The 14,910-nt window shown below is 58.5% G+C and carries 15 protein-coding genes; 4 read left to right on the top strand and 11 right to left on the bottom strand.

The genetic code is table 11. The features are described from left to right. Nucleotides 1–6: 6 nt before the first annotated feature. Genes AC2CGI_RS04730 through AC2CGI_RS04710 form a run of 5 tightly spaced genes read right to left on the bottom strand, consistent with a single transcriptional unit; the run spans nucleotide 7 to nucleotide 4,996 of the window. On the bottom strand, nucleotides 7–678 hold the full coding sequence (locus tag AC2CGI_RS04730) for an ABC transporter ATP-binding protein (protein ID WP_076740739.1): 672 nt from the start codon (nucleotides 676–678) through the stop codon (nucleotides 7–9). Next, nucleotides 675–1,517 carry an ABC transporter ATP-binding protein gene (locus AC2CGI_RS04725; protein WP_076740738.1) on the bottom strand — a complete coding sequence of 281 codons (843 nt, stop codon included), beginning with the start codon at nucleotides 1,515–1,517 and terminating at the stop codon, nucleotides 675–677. The genes AC2CGI_RS04730 and AC2CGI_RS04725 overlap by 4 nt, the downstream gene beginning before the upstream one ends. Then, nucleotides 1,507–2,376 carry an ABC transporter permease gene (locus AC2CGI_RS04720; RefSeq protein ID WP_033632776.1) on the bottom strand — a complete coding sequence of 290 codons (870 nt, stop codon included), beginning with the start codon at nucleotides 2,374–2,376 and terminating at the stop codon, nucleotides 1,507–1,509. The genes AC2CGI_RS04725 and AC2CGI_RS04720 overlap by 11 nt, the downstream gene beginning before the upstream one ends. After that, a complete protein-coding gene (locus AC2CGI_RS04715) occupies nucleotides 2,373–3,428 on the bottom strand; it encodes an ABC transporter permease (RefSeq protein WP_004934713.1) in 1,056 nt (351 codons plus the stop codon). Before AC2CGI_RS04715 ends, AC2CGI_RS04720 begins: the two co-directional genes overlap by 4 nt. Next, on the bottom strand, nucleotides 3,428–4,996 hold the full coding sequence (locus AC2CGI_RS04710; protein WP_076740737.1) for an ABC transporter substrate-binding protein: 1,569 nt from the start codon (nucleotides 4,994–4,996) through the stop codon (nucleotides 3,428–3,430). Before AC2CGI_RS04710 ends, AC2CGI_RS04715 begins: the two co-directional genes overlap by 1 nt. Nucleotides 4,997–5,275: 279 nt before the next feature. Here AC2CGI_RS04710 and AC2CGI_RS04705 point away from each other — a divergent pair, with 279 nt between their 5' ends. Then, a complete protein-coding gene (locus tag AC2CGI_RS04705) occupies nucleotides 5,276–5,923 on the top strand; it encodes a hypothetical protein (RefSeq protein ID WP_076740736.1) in 648 nt (215 codons plus the stop codon). Continuing rightward, nucleotides 5,913–6,104 (top strand): hypothetical protein, encoded by a 192-nt coding sequence (locus AC2CGI_RS04700; protein WP_015378216.1) that lies wholly within the window; start codon nucleotides 5,913–5,915, stop codon nucleotides 6,102–6,104. Before AC2CGI_RS04705 ends, AC2CGI_RS04700 begins: the two co-directional genes overlap by 11 nt. Before the next feature lie 45 nt (nucleotides 6,105–6,149). On the opposite strand, the gene cbl is transcribed toward AC2CGI_RS04700, so the two are convergent. From cbl to chaB, 3 genes are all read right to left on the bottom strand, one after another. After that, nucleotides 6,150–7,103, bottom strand: a complete 954-nt coding sequence (gene cbl, locus AC2CGI_RS04695; RefSeq protein ID WP_004934716.1) for an HTH-type transcriptional regulator Cbl — start codon at nucleotides 7,101–7,103, stop codon at nucleotides 6,150–6,152. A gap of 302 nt (nucleotides 7,104–7,405) precedes the next feature. Beyond that, entirely contained in the window at nucleotides 7,406–8,101 is a 696-nt protein-coding gene (locus AC2CGI_RS04690) for a gamma-glutamylcyclotransferase (protein ID WP_021504033.1), read from the bottom strand. Between the two features lie 252 nt (nucleotides 8,102–8,353). Next, nucleotides 8,354–8,581: a putative cation transport regulator ChaB gene (gene chaB, locus AC2CGI_RS04685; protein ID WP_076740735.1), complete on the bottom strand. Its 228-nt coding sequence runs from the start codon at nucleotides 8,579–8,581 to the stop codon at nucleotides 8,354–8,356. Nucleotides 8,582–8,711: 130 nt separating this feature from the next. On the opposite strand from chaB, the gene AC2CGI_RS04680 reads away from it, so the two are divergent. Both AC2CGI_RS04680 and chaA read left to right on the top strand, forming a co-directional pair. Beyond that, a complete protein-coding gene (locus tag AC2CGI_RS04680; RefSeq protein ID WP_021504034.1) occupies nucleotides 8,712–9,530 on the top strand; it encodes a siderophore-interacting protein in 819 nt (272 codons plus the stop codon). Between the two features lie 294 nt (nucleotides 9,531–9,824). Further along, nucleotides 9,825–10,928, top strand: a complete 1,104-nt coding sequence (gene chaA / locus AC2CGI_RS04675) for a sodium-potassium/proton antiporter ChaA (RefSeq protein WP_004934723.1) — start codon at nucleotides 9,825–9,827, stop codon at nucleotides 10,926–10,928. Between the two features lie 36 nt (nucleotides 10,929–10,964). Here chaA and lpxO read toward each other — a convergent pair whose 3' ends face one another. The 3 genes from lpxO to efeB form a co-directional block, all read right to left on the bottom strand. After that, nucleotides 10,965–11,867 carry a lipid A hydroxylase LpxO gene (lpxO, locus tag AC2CGI_RS04670; protein WP_021504035.1) on the bottom strand — a complete coding sequence of 301 codons (903 nt, stop codon included), beginning with the start codon at nucleotides 11,865–11,867 and terminating at the stop codon, nucleotides 10,965–10,967. A gap of 235 nt (nucleotides 11,868–12,102) precedes the next feature. Next, nucleotides 12,103–12,891, bottom strand: a complete 789-nt coding sequence (gene phoH, locus AC2CGI_RS04665; RefSeq protein ID WP_004934726.1) for a phosphate starvation-inducible protein PhoH — start codon at nucleotides 12,889–12,891, stop codon at nucleotides 12,103–12,105. Between the two features lie 718 nt (nucleotides 12,892–13,609). Further along, complete coding sequence (efeB, locus tag AC2CGI_RS04660) at nucleotides 13,610–14,908, bottom strand: iron uptake transporter deferrochelatase/peroxidase subunit (protein ID WP_076740734.1); 1,299 nt, start codon at nucleotides 14,906–14,908, stop codon at nucleotides 13,610–13,612. Nucleotides 14,909–14,910 lie beyond the last annotated feature (2 nt).

The raw sequence follows: 14,910 nt of genomic DNA, 5'->3' as shown, positions 1-14,910 counted from the left end.
ACAGGTTTAAATGATGATGCGGCCGTGCGCCATTGCCACCGAACGATCGCACATATGGTCAATCACGTCCGCATCGTGGCTGACCAGCACCATAGTCAGATCGCCCGCCTGCTTCAGCTCGTTGAGCAGATTGAGGATCTCCGCCTGCACCGACATGTCCAACGCCGAAGTCGGTTCATCCAGCAACAACAACTTAGGCCGCAGCAACAATGCGCGCACGATCGCCACGCGCTGCCGCTGGCCGCCCGACAGCTGATGCGGGTAGCGATCCAGCAGGCGCGGATCCAACCCCACCTGGCGAAAGCCCGCGCTGATCTTGCGTTCGATATCGCTTTCCTGCAGCAGTTTGAGCGGTTCCGACAGCGTGCGCAACAGCCGGTGCTTGGGGTGTAGCGAAGCATAGGGATCCTGAAACACCATCTGCACCTCGCGCCGCAGCTCGCCGGTAAATGCCTGCCCCGGCTGCAGCCGCCGCCCCAGCAGCTCAAAACCGCCCTGCCAGCTGCCATTCAGCCCGGCCAGCACCCACAGCAACGAGGACTTGCCGCAGCCGGAAGGCCCCACCAGCCCGAAACACTCACCCGCTTCGATGTGCAGGTTAACCTCATGCACCACGGTGCGCAGCTCGTAGCCCTGGCGGTGACTGACGCTCAGGTTCTCCAGTGCAATTACGCTCATTTCAACGTCTCCAACAGCGCGCGGTCCAGCACCGGCAGCGGTTTGCCGCGCGTCTCGCGGCTCGGCCGGCACGCCCACAGCGTGCGAGTGTAAGGATGCGTGGCCTGCGCCAGCTCTGCCGCCGGCAGTTGATCCAACAGCTCGCCTTTGTACATCACCAGCACTCGCTCGCAGTGGTGCGCCACCTGCTGCAAATCGTGGCTGATCAAGATCAGCCCCATGTTGCGTTGCGCCACCAGATTGTCTATCAGTTGCAGCACCTGATCGCGCATCTGGTGATCCAGCGCCGAAGTCGGTTCGTCGGCAATCAACAGCTGCGGATCGTTGATCAACGCAATGGCCAGCATCACCCGCTGCCCCATGCCGCCGGAGAGCTGATGCGGATAACGGCCGCACAGCGCCGCCGGATCGGGCAATCCCACCGCCGCCAGCATCTCCAATACCTTTTCACGCCGCTCGGCGCGGCTCAGCTTGGCATGCAGCACCAGCGGCTCCTCCACCTGACGGCCGATCGGCTGATTGGGATTCAGCGCATGTTTGGGATCTTGCATCACCATCGCCAGCCGGTCGCCGCGCAGGCGGCTCCACTGGCGTTCGCTCAGGCGCGTCAAGTCTTCATCGCCCAGCGTCAGGCGCTGCGCCTGCAGCTGCAACGGCGGCGGCAATAGCCCCATCAGCGCACGCGCGGTCAACGACTTGCCGGAACCGGACTCGCCGACCAGCGCCAGCCGCTCCCGCCCCATGCTGAACGAGATATTCTTCACCAGCGCCGCCGGCTGCGGCCCCGGCACGCCGATCGCCAGCCGTTCGACGGTCAATAAAGTGTTATCAGTGCCCATGACGAGGATCCATTTTGTCGCGCAGGCCATCGCCCAGCAGGTTAAACGCCAGACTGGCGAACAGGATCGCCCCGCCTGGTGCGGCGGCGACCCACCATTGGTCGAAAATCACTTTACTGCCTTCGGCCACCATCGAACCCCATTCGGCGGTCGGCGGCGCGACGCCCATGCCGAGGAACCCCAGACCGGCGGCGGACAGGATGATGCCGCCCAGGCTCAGCGCCGCACGCACCACCGCGCTCGGCAGGCATAAAGGCAAAATGTGGCCGACCATCAGCCGCAACCCGTTGATGCCCTGCATGCGCGCCGCCGCCAGGTAGTCACTGCGGCGCAGCGCCAGGGTTTCGGCCCGCGCCTGGCGGGCAAAGGCCGGCCAGCTGGTCAATGCCAGCGCCAGCGCGCCGTTCATCAGCCCCGGCCCCATCACCGCCACGAACGCCAGCGCGATCACCAGACTCGGCAGCGACAGGAAAATGTCGGTCAGACGCATCAAAATGCGCTCGACCCAGCCGCCGAGGTAACCGGCGCAAATGCCGACCAGCAGGCCGATGGGAATGGTCAACACCAGAATCAGCGACACCAGGATCAGCGTCGGCCGCGCGCCGTAAATCACGCGGGAGAGCAAATCGCGGCCAAAGCCGTCGGTGCCCAGCCAATGTGCAGCCGAAGGCGGCAGTAACCGCAGCTCGATATGCTGCAGATTGGGATCGAAAGGCGCCAGCCACGGAGCCAGCAGCGCGGTGACAATCAGGATCGCCACCAGCGCCGCACCCAGCGTCAGCGTGGTCAGACGCCGACCGCGGCGGTCACCGACGGCTGGCTCGCTTTGCGGTTCGTGTTCAGAGAGATATTGGCTCATCGAGTTCGCGGATCCACTAAATAGGTCAAGGCGTCGGCCAGCGCATTCAACAGCACGAAACAGGTGCCGATCAGCAGCGTGGCGCCGAGGATCGCCGGCGTGTCGGCAGCAAACAGCGCCGAGGTCAGGTAACGCCCGACGCCGGGCCAGGCGAACACCGTTTCGGTCAATACCGCGCCCTCCAGCAGGCTGGCGTAGGAGAGAGACAGTACGGTGATCAGCGTACCAAGCACATTGGGAAATACATGGCGCAGCAGAATGCGCAGGCGGCCGGCGCCCTTGGAACGCGCCAGCGTCACGTATTCCTTGTTGCACTCTTCCAGCATCGCCGCCCGCAGCAGCCGGGTAATGCCCGCCATCGACAGCAGCGCCAACGCCACCACCGGCAGCCACAGGTGGCCGATGGCGTTGTAGAACATTTCACGATCGCCGGACAGCCAGCTGTCGATCAACACGAAACCGCTGCGCGGCTCCATGCTGTACAAGTAAATGTCGTCCAGCCGCCCCGGCCCCGCCGACCAATGCAGCGTGGCGTAGAACAGCAACAGCCCGAGCAGGCTCAGCCAGAAAATCGGCACCGAATAACCGATCAGCGACAGCAGACGCGCCGCGTTATCCAGCCAGCTGCCCGGTTTGAGCACCGCCAGAAACGCCAGCGTAATGCCGCCGAGGGCGCCGAGGATAATGGCGCAGGTGGCCAGCTCCACCGTCGCCGGGAAGGTACGCAACAGATCGCTCAACACCGGCTGCGCGGTAATACGCGAAATGCCCAAATCGCCGTGCGCCAGGTGCACCAGGTAACGCCAAAATTGCACCGGCAGCGGCTGATCCAACCCCAGCTCGTGCCGCACCTGCGCATAGGTGGCTTCGCTGGCGTGATCGCCCGCCACCTGCAGCGCCGGATCGATCGGCGCCAGGTGCGACAGCATGAAGGTGAACAGCAGCAGGCCGAGCAGCGTTAACGCCAGAGACAGCGCGCCGCCGAGCAGTCGCCCGCCCCAGCGCCAATACCGCCGGGCCGCCCCGGCGCCGGCGGACAGATCAGCGGCCATTACTTGCTGACCTTGCTGTAGAACACCATGTCAGGGTTGATGCCCTGCACATAGCCCTTGAGGTTATCACGCACCGCAATCAGGCTGCGCGCCTGCAGGCCGATGACAAACGGCGAGCTTTGCTGCACCTGTTTTTGCAGTTGCTGGTAGTCTGCCACCCGTTTGGCGGTGTCGTTTTCCGCAGTGGCGGCCAGCGTCAGCTTGCTCAGCGCCGGGATCTGCCAGTTGGCGCGCCAGGCCAGCGTCTTGCTGCCGTCTTCCGGGTTGTAGGCGAAGGCGGCGGCGTTGGTGTTAGGGTCGAAGTAATCCGGCCCCCAGGAGGTCAGCGTCGCATCGTAGTTAAGCGCTTTCACCTTGGTGGAGACCTGCGAACTGATGCCCGGCACCAGTTCGACCTTCACGCCGCCCTGAGCAAAACTGGCCTGCAGCGCCTGAGCGATGTCCAGGTACGGCGGCTGGTTGTTGACGTCCAGACGGAAACTGACGTTGCTCAGCCCCGCCTTGGCCAGTATTTCTTTGGCTTTCTGCGGATTGAAGCTGTACGGCCTATCTTTGAGCGCGCCCAGATAACCGTCCGGCAGGAATGCCTGATGGCTCTGGAACTGCCCTTTCAGCAGATCGTCGGCGATGCCTTGATAATCGAACAGCCAGCGCGCCGCCTCCCAGAACGCCGGATTGCCGAGCGCCGGCGACGCCTTGGCGTTGAACTGCAGGAAATAAAGCGAAGCATAAGGAATAGCCAGCGGTTTGACGCCCGGCTTGCCCTTCAGAGCCACCATCTGGTCTGCCCCCAGGTTGCGTGCGATATCGGCATCGCCCTGCTCGATCAGCAAACGGCGCGCCGCCGGATCGGGCACGTTTTTGATCAGGATGGTTTTCAGCGTCGGCGCCCCTTCCGGCGAGCCCGGGTTGGCGTCCAGCACCACCACTTCGTGCGGCACATAGGTGCGGATTTTGTAAGGGCCACTGCCGGCGGAGTGGCTGTTCAACCATTGATGCCCCAGATCGTCGCCCTGCTGGTGCGCCAGCGCCTCTTTGGCGTCGACGATCGAGGATACCGGCGCCGACAGCAGGCTGAGCACGAAGGCCGGGCTGACGTTCTCACTCCAGCTGATTTTTACCGTGTGCTCGTCCACCTTGCTCAGGTGTTGCTCCACGTTCTTCGCGTTCCAGCCCAGCTGCGTCAGGATAAACGACGGTTCGAGATTGAGTTTAACCACCCGTGAAAGCGAGAAGATCACGTCTTCCGGCCGCAGCGGATTGCCGCTGGCGAACCTGGCGTCCGGGCGCAGGCTGAAAGTCAGGCTGCGGTCGTCGGCGCCGGCCTGCCAGCTGCTGGCCAGGGTTGGTTTAAGATCGATGGGATTGTGCGGATCTGACTGGATCAGACGTTGATACAGGCTGTTGAACGACTGCACCGTGGTTAACTCAAATCCCTGGGCCGGGTCAAAGCTGACCACGTCATCGATAGATTGCGCGATCACCAGCGTGTTGGCCGGCGTCGCCGCCTGTACGTTAACGCTGGCCGCCACGGCCAAAAACAGCAAAGAAGGAACGAGCGCTTTCATCTGAAACTCTCCAAGCGGATGGAATTTATAATAATTTTTCGAGTGTATGCGAGCACGATCGGCAGCTGAAGGTACTTAAATCACTATAGATATTCTTTTTATGTATATAGATGGGATTTTGATTATTAGGGCAAGGATTGCGCGGCAGGTCGCACTCTCGCGACACGTCGCGGCAATTGCCTACTGTCTTTGCAGCACGATTCGCAGCGATGAAAGTCGGGGTTTGAGTCTGTTTCATCGGGTGACTAACGTGAGCTCAGTCACCCAAAGGACGGGCAAATGGCAAACCATCCATCAGAAAATGGCTGCTCACTCCTGCATGAGAGAGCGATAGAGCAAACGCTGGCAGACATGAACAGCGTGCTGCTTGAGTCGAATCTGTCTATGACTCGTCTGACGGTACAAGACCGGCGCTGGCAAAAAGGCAGAAAAAACGGCCATACGTTAAATTGGCGCTCTCTGTTTAAATATCATGTCCAAATGCCGATGAGTTTCGCTTTTGTCTACCGGCAAATAGCCAGCCCGCTGAGCCGCGCCGGCTTTTGCCTGTGCCGTTATCTCCAGGCGGAGAACGTTATCGAACTTGTCGCGCTGGAGAATTTCTCCCTGCGCGAAACGCAACATCCCCTGAAAGGCAATATGCTGCGCAACTGCTTGCAGGCGCTATATCTGTATGGGCTGAACCTGCAAGAGCAGGGGCTGACGCCGGCGTATCCGCCGGACATACTTATCAGCCACGCCATTAACCATCACGTGTTAGCACTGTATACACGTCAGGCCGCCTTTGAAGTAATACCCGACACCATGACATGTAAAACCAGCTTCAACGCACTGAAAAAGTACATACAATCGCTGGAAAAATACGGTGCCAGATGTGATAAGGTGCGTATAAATAACGAGCAGCAAGGAAGCCAAAATGGAAAATAAGGATCTGACCGACCCCACGCTCTCCATTCAAGAGCAAAAACGCATCGCCATCGAGATTTTACGTCAATACCATCGCTGGGAGATGGCTAACCCACGTCCAGCCGAAGAACTCCCGGAATGGGAAGCCATCGGCCCGTTCAGAAAAAGCAAGCGTCACCTTATCGAACGTACCGATGACTGACCATGCATTAGCCCGCAAGCGATCCTGCAGGGCAATCCCGTGTTGTTAAATCTGGTAGTCAATCACCGCATCCAGCTGCGACGAGAAGACCTTGTCTTTGATTTCGGTCAGCGACAACGTCGGGTTGCACAGCTGAATAAAGCGCCAGGCATAGTTGCGCTGCAGCTGGCTGCGTTTCAGGCCCAGCCAGACCGTATTGGGTTCAAACAAATGCTCGGCGTTGAGGCTGACCAACCCGCGATCGCGCTCTTTTTCATACGACATGTCCGCCAGCACGCCCACGCCCAACCCCAGCTCGACATAGGTTTTAATCACGTCGGAATCTTGCGCGCTGAGCGCGATGTCCGGCGTCAGGCCCGCTGATTTGAACGCCGCATCCAGCTTCGCGCGGCCGGTAATGCCCTGGCGGTAAGTGATCAACGGCAAGGTGCTGAGCATCTCCAGCGTCACCTGCGGCTGCCGCGTCAACTCGTGCCCTTCCGGCACCAAAATGGTGTGATGCCATCGGTAGTAGGGGAACGCCGCCAGCGACTCGTCGCTCATCAGCCGTTCGCTGGCAATGCCGATATCGGCTTCACCGGCGGCCAACATCGAAACGATCTCCTCCGGGCTGCCCTGATTGAGCACCACCCGCACCCGTGGATAAAGCGCGCGAAACTCTTTGATCACCCCCGGCAGGCTATAGCGCGCCTGGGTGTGCGTCGTCGCGATATGCAGCTGCCCCGAATCGTTGCTGCTGAAGACATCCGCCAGGCGACGGATGTTGTTCGCGTCGTTGAGAATCCGTTCCGCTACCACCAGCAGCTCTTTGCCGGGTTCGGTCATGCCCAACAGCCGTTTGCCGCGGCGAATGAATATTTCGATGCCCAGCTCTTCTTCCAGCTCGCGAATATGCCGGCTAACGCCGGACTGCGAAGTAAATAAGGTATTGGCGACCTCGGTCAGGTTGTAGTTGCAGCGCGCCGATTCTCGAATAATTTTTAATTGTTGAAAGTTCATTCCCGTCTCCCTGTTACTTGCAGTAGCGTCTGCCATATTGATACGGAGTCCTGCGGGGCTGAACAAATAAGAAATAACCTTTACTTATGCAATTTAATGCTAAGTGAATTATTTATCGTGGCTCTCGGGGGGTGAGGACGGGGGAAAATGATGAATGGCTTTAAAAATAATGAGATAAATAACCATACAAATAAAGAGCCTTAAGTCGTCATGCAGAATAAAGTTATTAAATAGAGGTATTAGATATATGAAAAAGGGCTCAGCATGCTGAGCCCTTAAGTGTCTGCTGCCCTGCTAACGCCTCAGGCGGTAGCCTCAGCCCCGAAAGCGCCAGGGCGGTTCTGTTGCAACCACTGCTGTACATAGCGCACCAGATCGCCGATGCAATCATCCTGCATGCCGTGGTGTTTCAGCTCGTTATCCAGCGCAAACAGGTATTGCGCGTTGGTACCCAGCGGGCCGCTGGCGCTGGCGATCAATGGCGCGATCACCTGGTGGCTGGTGTCTGCTTCAAACAACGGGTGCTGCGCGTTCATCACGAACACCAGCGCCGTGACGGTCTCTCCGCCATCCAACTGCAGTTCACACCAGGTCGGCACGTAGCAGTCGGTCACCATTTCGCGCTTCCAAAGCAGCTCCAGCTCTTCACGCAGCTTACCTTCCGGCAGACGAAACGCCAATCCGGTGGTCTGACCGCCCTCTTTCAGCGCCAGCATGCGCCCCGGCTGATGCAGCGTGCCGCGCCCGGCGGTCAAACGCATGCAGAACGCCCGATGCCAGCCCTGCAGCATGGCGGGCCGCACTTCTTCAGATTCGAAAACCGGATTCCACATCAGCGAACCGTAACCGAATACCCATACCGGGCTGTGATCCGGCCGGCGCGATAACGTGCATTCCAACGAGGCTGCGCGCTGTTCAGGCGTCAGCAGCAGCGACTCCTCAATAGCGCCAAAGGCGGTTTTGCAATCCGCTTTTTGCAGAAAATCTCGCGTTAACACTGTTACAACCTCCCGGGAATACGATTTCTCGTCCTCCCTCGCCACTACTGAACCTTTGCAATTTTATTTTTTGGTGCGGAATTTTATTAATTCAATAACCGCGCCGATTAATAATGACCATATTCTTTTCCCGCCGCGCAATCAAGTTGCAAAGCGGCGTTAACGTGGAAAAGTATTTGTACTGAGCAGCAATAATATTAATTGCCGAGGTCAGCATAACGTCTGCGCGTTTTTTACCGGGGCATAAAAGCGTTACTTTTTATGCCAGCGTTCGTCGTCGCCCTTGCGATAGCTTTGCTTGACCGCCGCCCAGGCCACCTTATGCGCCGTCTCCTCCCGGTTGTCGTCACCGCGCCGATCGTCGGGATCCCGGTATTGTTGCCAGGCGCTGTTGAACGCTTCTTTATAGATCGCCTGCGCATGTTCCGGTAGCACATGCTTTACATTGTCCGGCAAGTCGCTCGTGTCTTGGTATGGCATCACGTCCTCCCGTGCGTATTGCGTGAACCTTAAGCCTAGCTCACACGCGGTTGCGCCTCAATGAGCAAACAATTCTCATTATCAAACGGCATGGTATACTCACCGCCAAACGAACTATAAGGAGATCCTCGTGACTACCGAAGCCCCTCGCTCACGCGCCCCCTACCTGATCGCCGTCAGCGCCGTACAGGACATTACGCCGCACCTGCGCCGCATCACCTTTACCGCGCCCGATCTGCGCTACTACCCGGCCAACGCCGCCGCCGCGCACATCAAGGTCTTTTTGCCGCTCGCCGGTCAAACGCAGCCGGATCTGCCGACGCTGACTGAAAACGGCCCGCGCTGGGCTGCGGATGCCGTGCGCCCGATCGTGCGCACCTATTCCATTCGCGCCGTGCGCCCGGAACAGGCGGAAGTTGACATCGAGTTTGCCATCCATGACCACCAGGGACCGGCGGTCGACTTTGCGCGTCAGGCGAAAGCCGGCGATAAAATCGGCATCAGCAATCCAGGCGGCCCCAAACCGATGCTGCCGGCCGCCGACTTCTACTGCCTGGCGGGCGATCCTTCCTCGCTGCCTGCGTTGGCCGCGCTGCTGGAAAACCTGCCGCCGCACGGCGCCGGGCGCGCTTTCATCCGCGTCGACAGCACTGCCGACGTGATTGACCTGGAAAAACCTGCCGGCGTTGAGGTGAATTGGATCGTCGGCGGCACGGAGAAAACCGACGAATTGATCGCTCGGTTCCGCGCGCAGTCCCTGCCGCAGGGGGAAGCGCACTTCTGGCTCGCCGGTGAAGATCGCCTGGTGGTGGAGCTGCGCCGTTACCTGCGCCGCGAACGTCAATGCGATCGTAATCGTCTTTATGCCGTGCCTTACTGGCGTGAAGGGCTAAATGAAGAGGGATACCACAATAAACGGCATGAAATCATGGATAATATTGACGACTAACGGTCGTATTTTCCTTGATTAACCACGCACTAAATAAGTAAACACGACTTTTCTCAAATCTAACGTTGTAAATTGACGTTATTGCGTAAAAGTAAGTAAATAAAACCGCACTCCGTGCGGTTTTTTTGTTACTCTGATCACATAAAGCAAGCAATTGCTTTCTCAGATAAAAACAACATCACACCGGCGCCGCGGGTGTATCCTAATATAAAATACCTACTGGAAACGCAGAGTTGCCGCATCACGGCGACCGGCGCTGACGGGCTACGCTGTTTGAGAAGGAGTGTCACCCTCATGAAGTCGCAACACGATCCTGGCCGATCCACCAAATCTCGCCACACCGAATACTCGCTGATCTTCCCCATCGCCGCGCTGGTGGTGTTGAATTTATGGGGCAGCACCGCTAACTTTCCGCTGATCGTCGGCATCAATATTCTCGCGCTGGTGGGGATCCTCAGCAGCGCCTTCAGCGTGGTGCGCCACGCCGACGTGCTCGCCCACCGACTGGGCGAGCCCTATGGCTCGCTGATCCTCAGCCTGTCGGTGGTGATCCTCGAAGTCAGCCTGATCTCGGCGTTGATGGCCACCGGCGACGCTGCGCCGGCGCTGATGCGCGACACGCTGTACTCCATCATCATGATCGTTTCCGCCGGCCTGGTCGGCTTCGCGCTGCTGCTCGGCGGGCGCAAGTTCGCCACCCAGTACGTCAACCTCGGCGGCATCAAACAGTACCTGATGGCGATTTTCCCGCTGGCGGTGATCGTGCTGGTGTTCCCGAGTGCGCTGCCGGGCGGCAACTTCAGCACCGGGCAAGCGCTGTTGGTGGCGCTGATTTCCGCCGCCATGTATGGCGTATTCCTGGTGATCCAGACCAAAACCCACCAGAGCCTGTTCGTGTACGAGCATGAAGACGACGATGGCGATCCGCACCACGGCAAGCCCTCTTCGCACAGCAGCGCCTGGCACGCCGCCTGGCTCATCGTGCACCTGATCGCGGTTATCGCCGTCACCAAGTTCAACGCCAATCCGCTCGAAGGCCTGCTGACCAAAATGAATGCACCGGCGCAGTTCACCGGTTTCCTGGTGGCGCTGCTTATCCTGTCGCCTGAAGGCCTGGGCGCGCTGCGCGCCGTGTTGAACAATCAGGTGCAACGCGCCATGAACCTGTTCTTCGGTTCGGTGCTGGCGACCATCTCCCTGACGGTGCCGGCGGTGACCATCATCGCTACCCTGACCGGGCAGACGCTGATCTTCGGCCTGCAAACGCCGCATATCGTGGTGATGTTGACGGTGTTGTTGCTGTGCCAGCTGTCGTTCTCGACCGGCCGCACCAACGTGCTGAACGGCACCGCCCACCTGGCGCTGTTCGCCGCCTACATGATGACTATCTTCGCCTGATCAAAAAGGGGCGCACTCTGTGCGCCCCTGCCTGCGTTATACCGAGAAGAATATCGCCGCGGCGATCCCCCCGAACAAAATCCACTTGATGATGTAATAACCGGTGCGGTTCCAGGCCTTCAGCCGTTTCCCCACCCGGCGAATTGCATAGATGTATTTGAACATCTTGTTGACGCCGCCGGTGCGATCGCCCTCTTCATTCGGCGCGGTGGCGGCGCTCATCAGATTGCGCCCCAACCAGTGGTTAACCGCCTGCGCCCAGCGGTAGCGCATCGGCCGTTCGATATCGCAGAACAGGATCAGGCGATTCTGCCCGCTCTGGTTTTCCGCATAGTGCAGATAGGTTTCATCGAACATCACCCCTTCACCGTCACGCCAGCTGTAGCGCTCACCGTCCACCTCAATGAAGCAGCGGTCATCATTGGGGGTAATCAGCCCCAGGTGATAACGCAGCGAACCGGCGTAAGGATCGCGGTGGCGCGGCAAACGGCTGCCGTCCGGCAGTTCGGCGAACATCGCCGCCTTGACCGAAGGCAGACTGCGCAGCAGTTCCGTGGTCTGCGGGCACAGGGTCATGGCGGAGGGATGGCTGTCCTCATACCATTTCAGATAAAAGCGTTTCCAACCGGTCTTGAAGAACGAGTTGAAACCGGCGTCGTTGAATTGATCGGACGCTTTGATCTGCTGGATCTCCATCAGCTTCTGTCCTTCGTCGCGGATGGTTTCCCAGTTCTCCCGCAGTACCGTCAGCTCAGGAAATTGCTCCGGCTTCAGGTACGGCGTGGTCGGCACACGGGAAAACAGATACATGAAGACGTTCAACGGTGCGGTAAAGGTGGAATGGTCAGACAGCTGCCGCCACACGTTGTAGCGCACCCGCCCGCGGTAATGCACATAGACGACGCATAAAATAAGCAAAAGCAGAATGATGTATTTCATGTTTGAATCGCAGCAAGGAACCCACACGCTATGCGCCGCGCGGCGCACACCCCAGAAAATGTCCTTTTGGCGGCGCACGCAAACTGCGCGCCAATCTGGAACCCATTAATCATTAACGCTAACTCAACGAAAATCTATACAAATAACCACAATAATTTACACAAAGGTTAAACGAAATGGTAAATAGGCGGCGATAAAAAAGGCCGCCGAAGCGGCCTTTCCATTAGCGGATAGGTTAACTGTAAGCGTTGAGCGTGCGCTGGCACAAAGCGGAGCGTACGCAGTCCTGTTTTTCAAAGCGGATGACGCCGATCATCTCGTCCTCTTCGAAGCGCTCCAGGGCATCGCTGAGACCGGATTTTACGCCGCGCGGCAGGTCGCACTGGGTCACGTCGCCGTTAACGATAACCGTCACGTTTTCCCCCAGGCGGGTCAGGAACATTTTCATCTGGCTGGCGGTCACGTTCTGGGCTTCATCCAGGATAACGACCGCATTTTCGAAGGTGCGTCCGCGCATATAAGCGAACGGCGCAATCTCTACCTTGCCGATTTCCGGGCGCAGGCAGTACTGCATAAAGGAAGAGCCCAAACGGCGCACCAGAATGTCATACACCGGGCGGAAATAAGGGGCGAACTTCTCGGCGATATCCCCCGGCAAGAAACCGAGGTCTTCATCCGCCTGCAAAACAGGACGGGTAACGATAATCCGATCCACCTCTTTATGGATCAGCGCCTCCGCCGCCTTGGCGGCGCTGATAAATGTTTTGCCGCAGCCGGCTTCGCCGGTGGCGAAGATCAGCTGCTTATTCTCTATGGCTGATAAGTAATGACCCTGAGCTTCGGTTCTAGCCTCGATGGGTGAGCTATCGCGCTTGTCTCGCGCCATGCCGATAGACTCGACTCCCCCCATTTGCACCAGCGAGGTCACAGACTCTTCTTCCAGCTGGCGATGACTACGAGCGTCACGACGAATAACGCGTTTCGCTTCACGACGTGCTTTGATCACTGCTTTCTGTCTACCCATAGTGGCACCTTACAGTTTGTTTCACCTACCGCAACGGCCAGGCCGCGCGATTATGTTTCACACACGTATTAGGTTTTGGCCTCCTCCGAGCCAATAAGAGCCAAGGGACAAAGTGAATCGACGGCAACGCTTAAGCGCTGTGTCTTCACGGGACAACGCGGACTGCATCAATAAACGTGGAGTAAAAAGTGATGAGATTCGGTAGCGATAAGGGTGCGGAGTTGCCGGTAAAAGAGAGTCGGAGAGAGAACCCTCGTTACAACGAGAAATCAGGGGAGATGTGTTATTTTTTCTTTCCAGCCCAACCAAGGACTTTACCATTAGCGATCCCCGCAGTGATATTTACAGCTTCAAGCTGTGCACCGTGTGAAAACTACCGCCAGATGATTACAGTATAATGACATTCAATCCTGTCGCGTTACTAAAATGTAAAAAAATTTTATATGTTTTGTTTTTAGTTATCGCTAAAACACTATATCACGCCCAAGACATCATTCCATAGAAAATTATAATCAATAAATATCAATGAATTACAATTAAAATCCGCGAATGACACTTTGGTTTCCCGATTAAATTTTGCGCAATCAAAAGCAGCAGAGATGGGTGTTTTTTTATCTGCTGGCAAAGCATTGAATTGCGTTTCATCGTTAACTGCCCCCCTGCAGCGGGTAAGACAAACGTAAAACGAGGCGGAAGATCCCGCCTCGTCATTTCGGCTTCAGGCCTTGAGCAGGCCGCTGGCCAGATAATCGCCACCCTCTTTCACGCCCGGCAATACGAAGAAATACCCGCCGCCAATCGGCTTGATGTATTCCTCCAGCGCTTCACCGTTCAGCCTTTTTTGCACCGTCAGGAAGCCTTTCTCCAGATCGGCCTGATAGCAGACGAACAGCAGCCCCATTTCCAGCTGGCCGGCATTGGAGACGCCAAGGGAATAGCTGTAGCCGCGCCGCAGCATCAGGTTGCTTTGGCTTTCCGGCGTGCGAGGATTAGCCAGCCGGATGTGCGCATCCATCGGGATCACCTTGCCGTCGGGATCGTTCGCGTAGTCCGGCTCGTCATGTTCACGCTTCATGCCCAGCGGCGCCCCGCTGTGCTTCTCGCGGCCGAAGATGGTTTCCTGCTCCTGCAGCGGCGTGCGATCCCAAAACTCGACGCGAAAACGAATAATGCGCGCCGCCTGATAGCTGCCGCCCGCCGTCCACGCCGGCTCACCGACGTTGTCGCCGACCCACACCACCTTATCCATCAGCGGTTTGTCGTCGGTTTTCGGGTTCGCAGTGCCGTCTTTGAAACCCAACAGGTTGATCGGCGTCTCTTTGCCTTTGCTGCGCGCCGCGTGCGCGGAGATGAACCCCTCCCGCTTCCAGCGCACGCTGAGCAGATCCGGCGAATGCTTAATGATGTCGCGCAGCGCGTGAATCACCGTTTCGTTAGTGTTGGCGCAGATCTGCAACAGCAGGTCGCCGTGACAAAGCGCGGCGTCCAACGCATCGTTGGGGAAGCGGGTCATTTTCTGCAACCGCAGCGGCTTTTGCGCCTGCAGACCAAAGCGTTCATCGAACAGCGATGCGCCGACCGAGACGGTGATGGTCAGGTTGTCCGGGTAAATCTCCGGCCCCATGATGCCGGAATCGAGCGGCGGCAGTTTGGCGTCCACCTCCGGCGCCTTGCCGCCGTGGGTCAGGAAGGCGATGCGCTCGGTCAGCAGCCGGAACAGGCGCTCCAGCCCCGCTTTGTCGGTCGCCAGCACATCGAACGCCACCAGCATCATCGCCGCCTGTTGCGGCGTCAGCACGCCGGCCTGATGGCGGCCATAAAACGGCTGTTTCTGCCAGCGCTCATCCTGCGGCGTCGCCAACGGCTCCGCCGCGTTGCCCGCCGCCTGCGCCAGGCGGCTGCCGCCCAGCGCCAGCGCGCCCAGCCCCAGCCCTTGCAGCAAACGGCGGCGCGAAGGCGATGCCGCCCCCTGCGATTGCGGATGCGGCCCGTTATTCGGGCCTGCCTTGTTGCTCATAA

It is taken from the genome of Serratia sp. LSHTC3, from assembly GCF_057197125.1.
The sequence above is the reverse complement of the archived record's forward strand: the minus strand, read 5'-3'. Positions and strand labels throughout refer to the sequence as shown.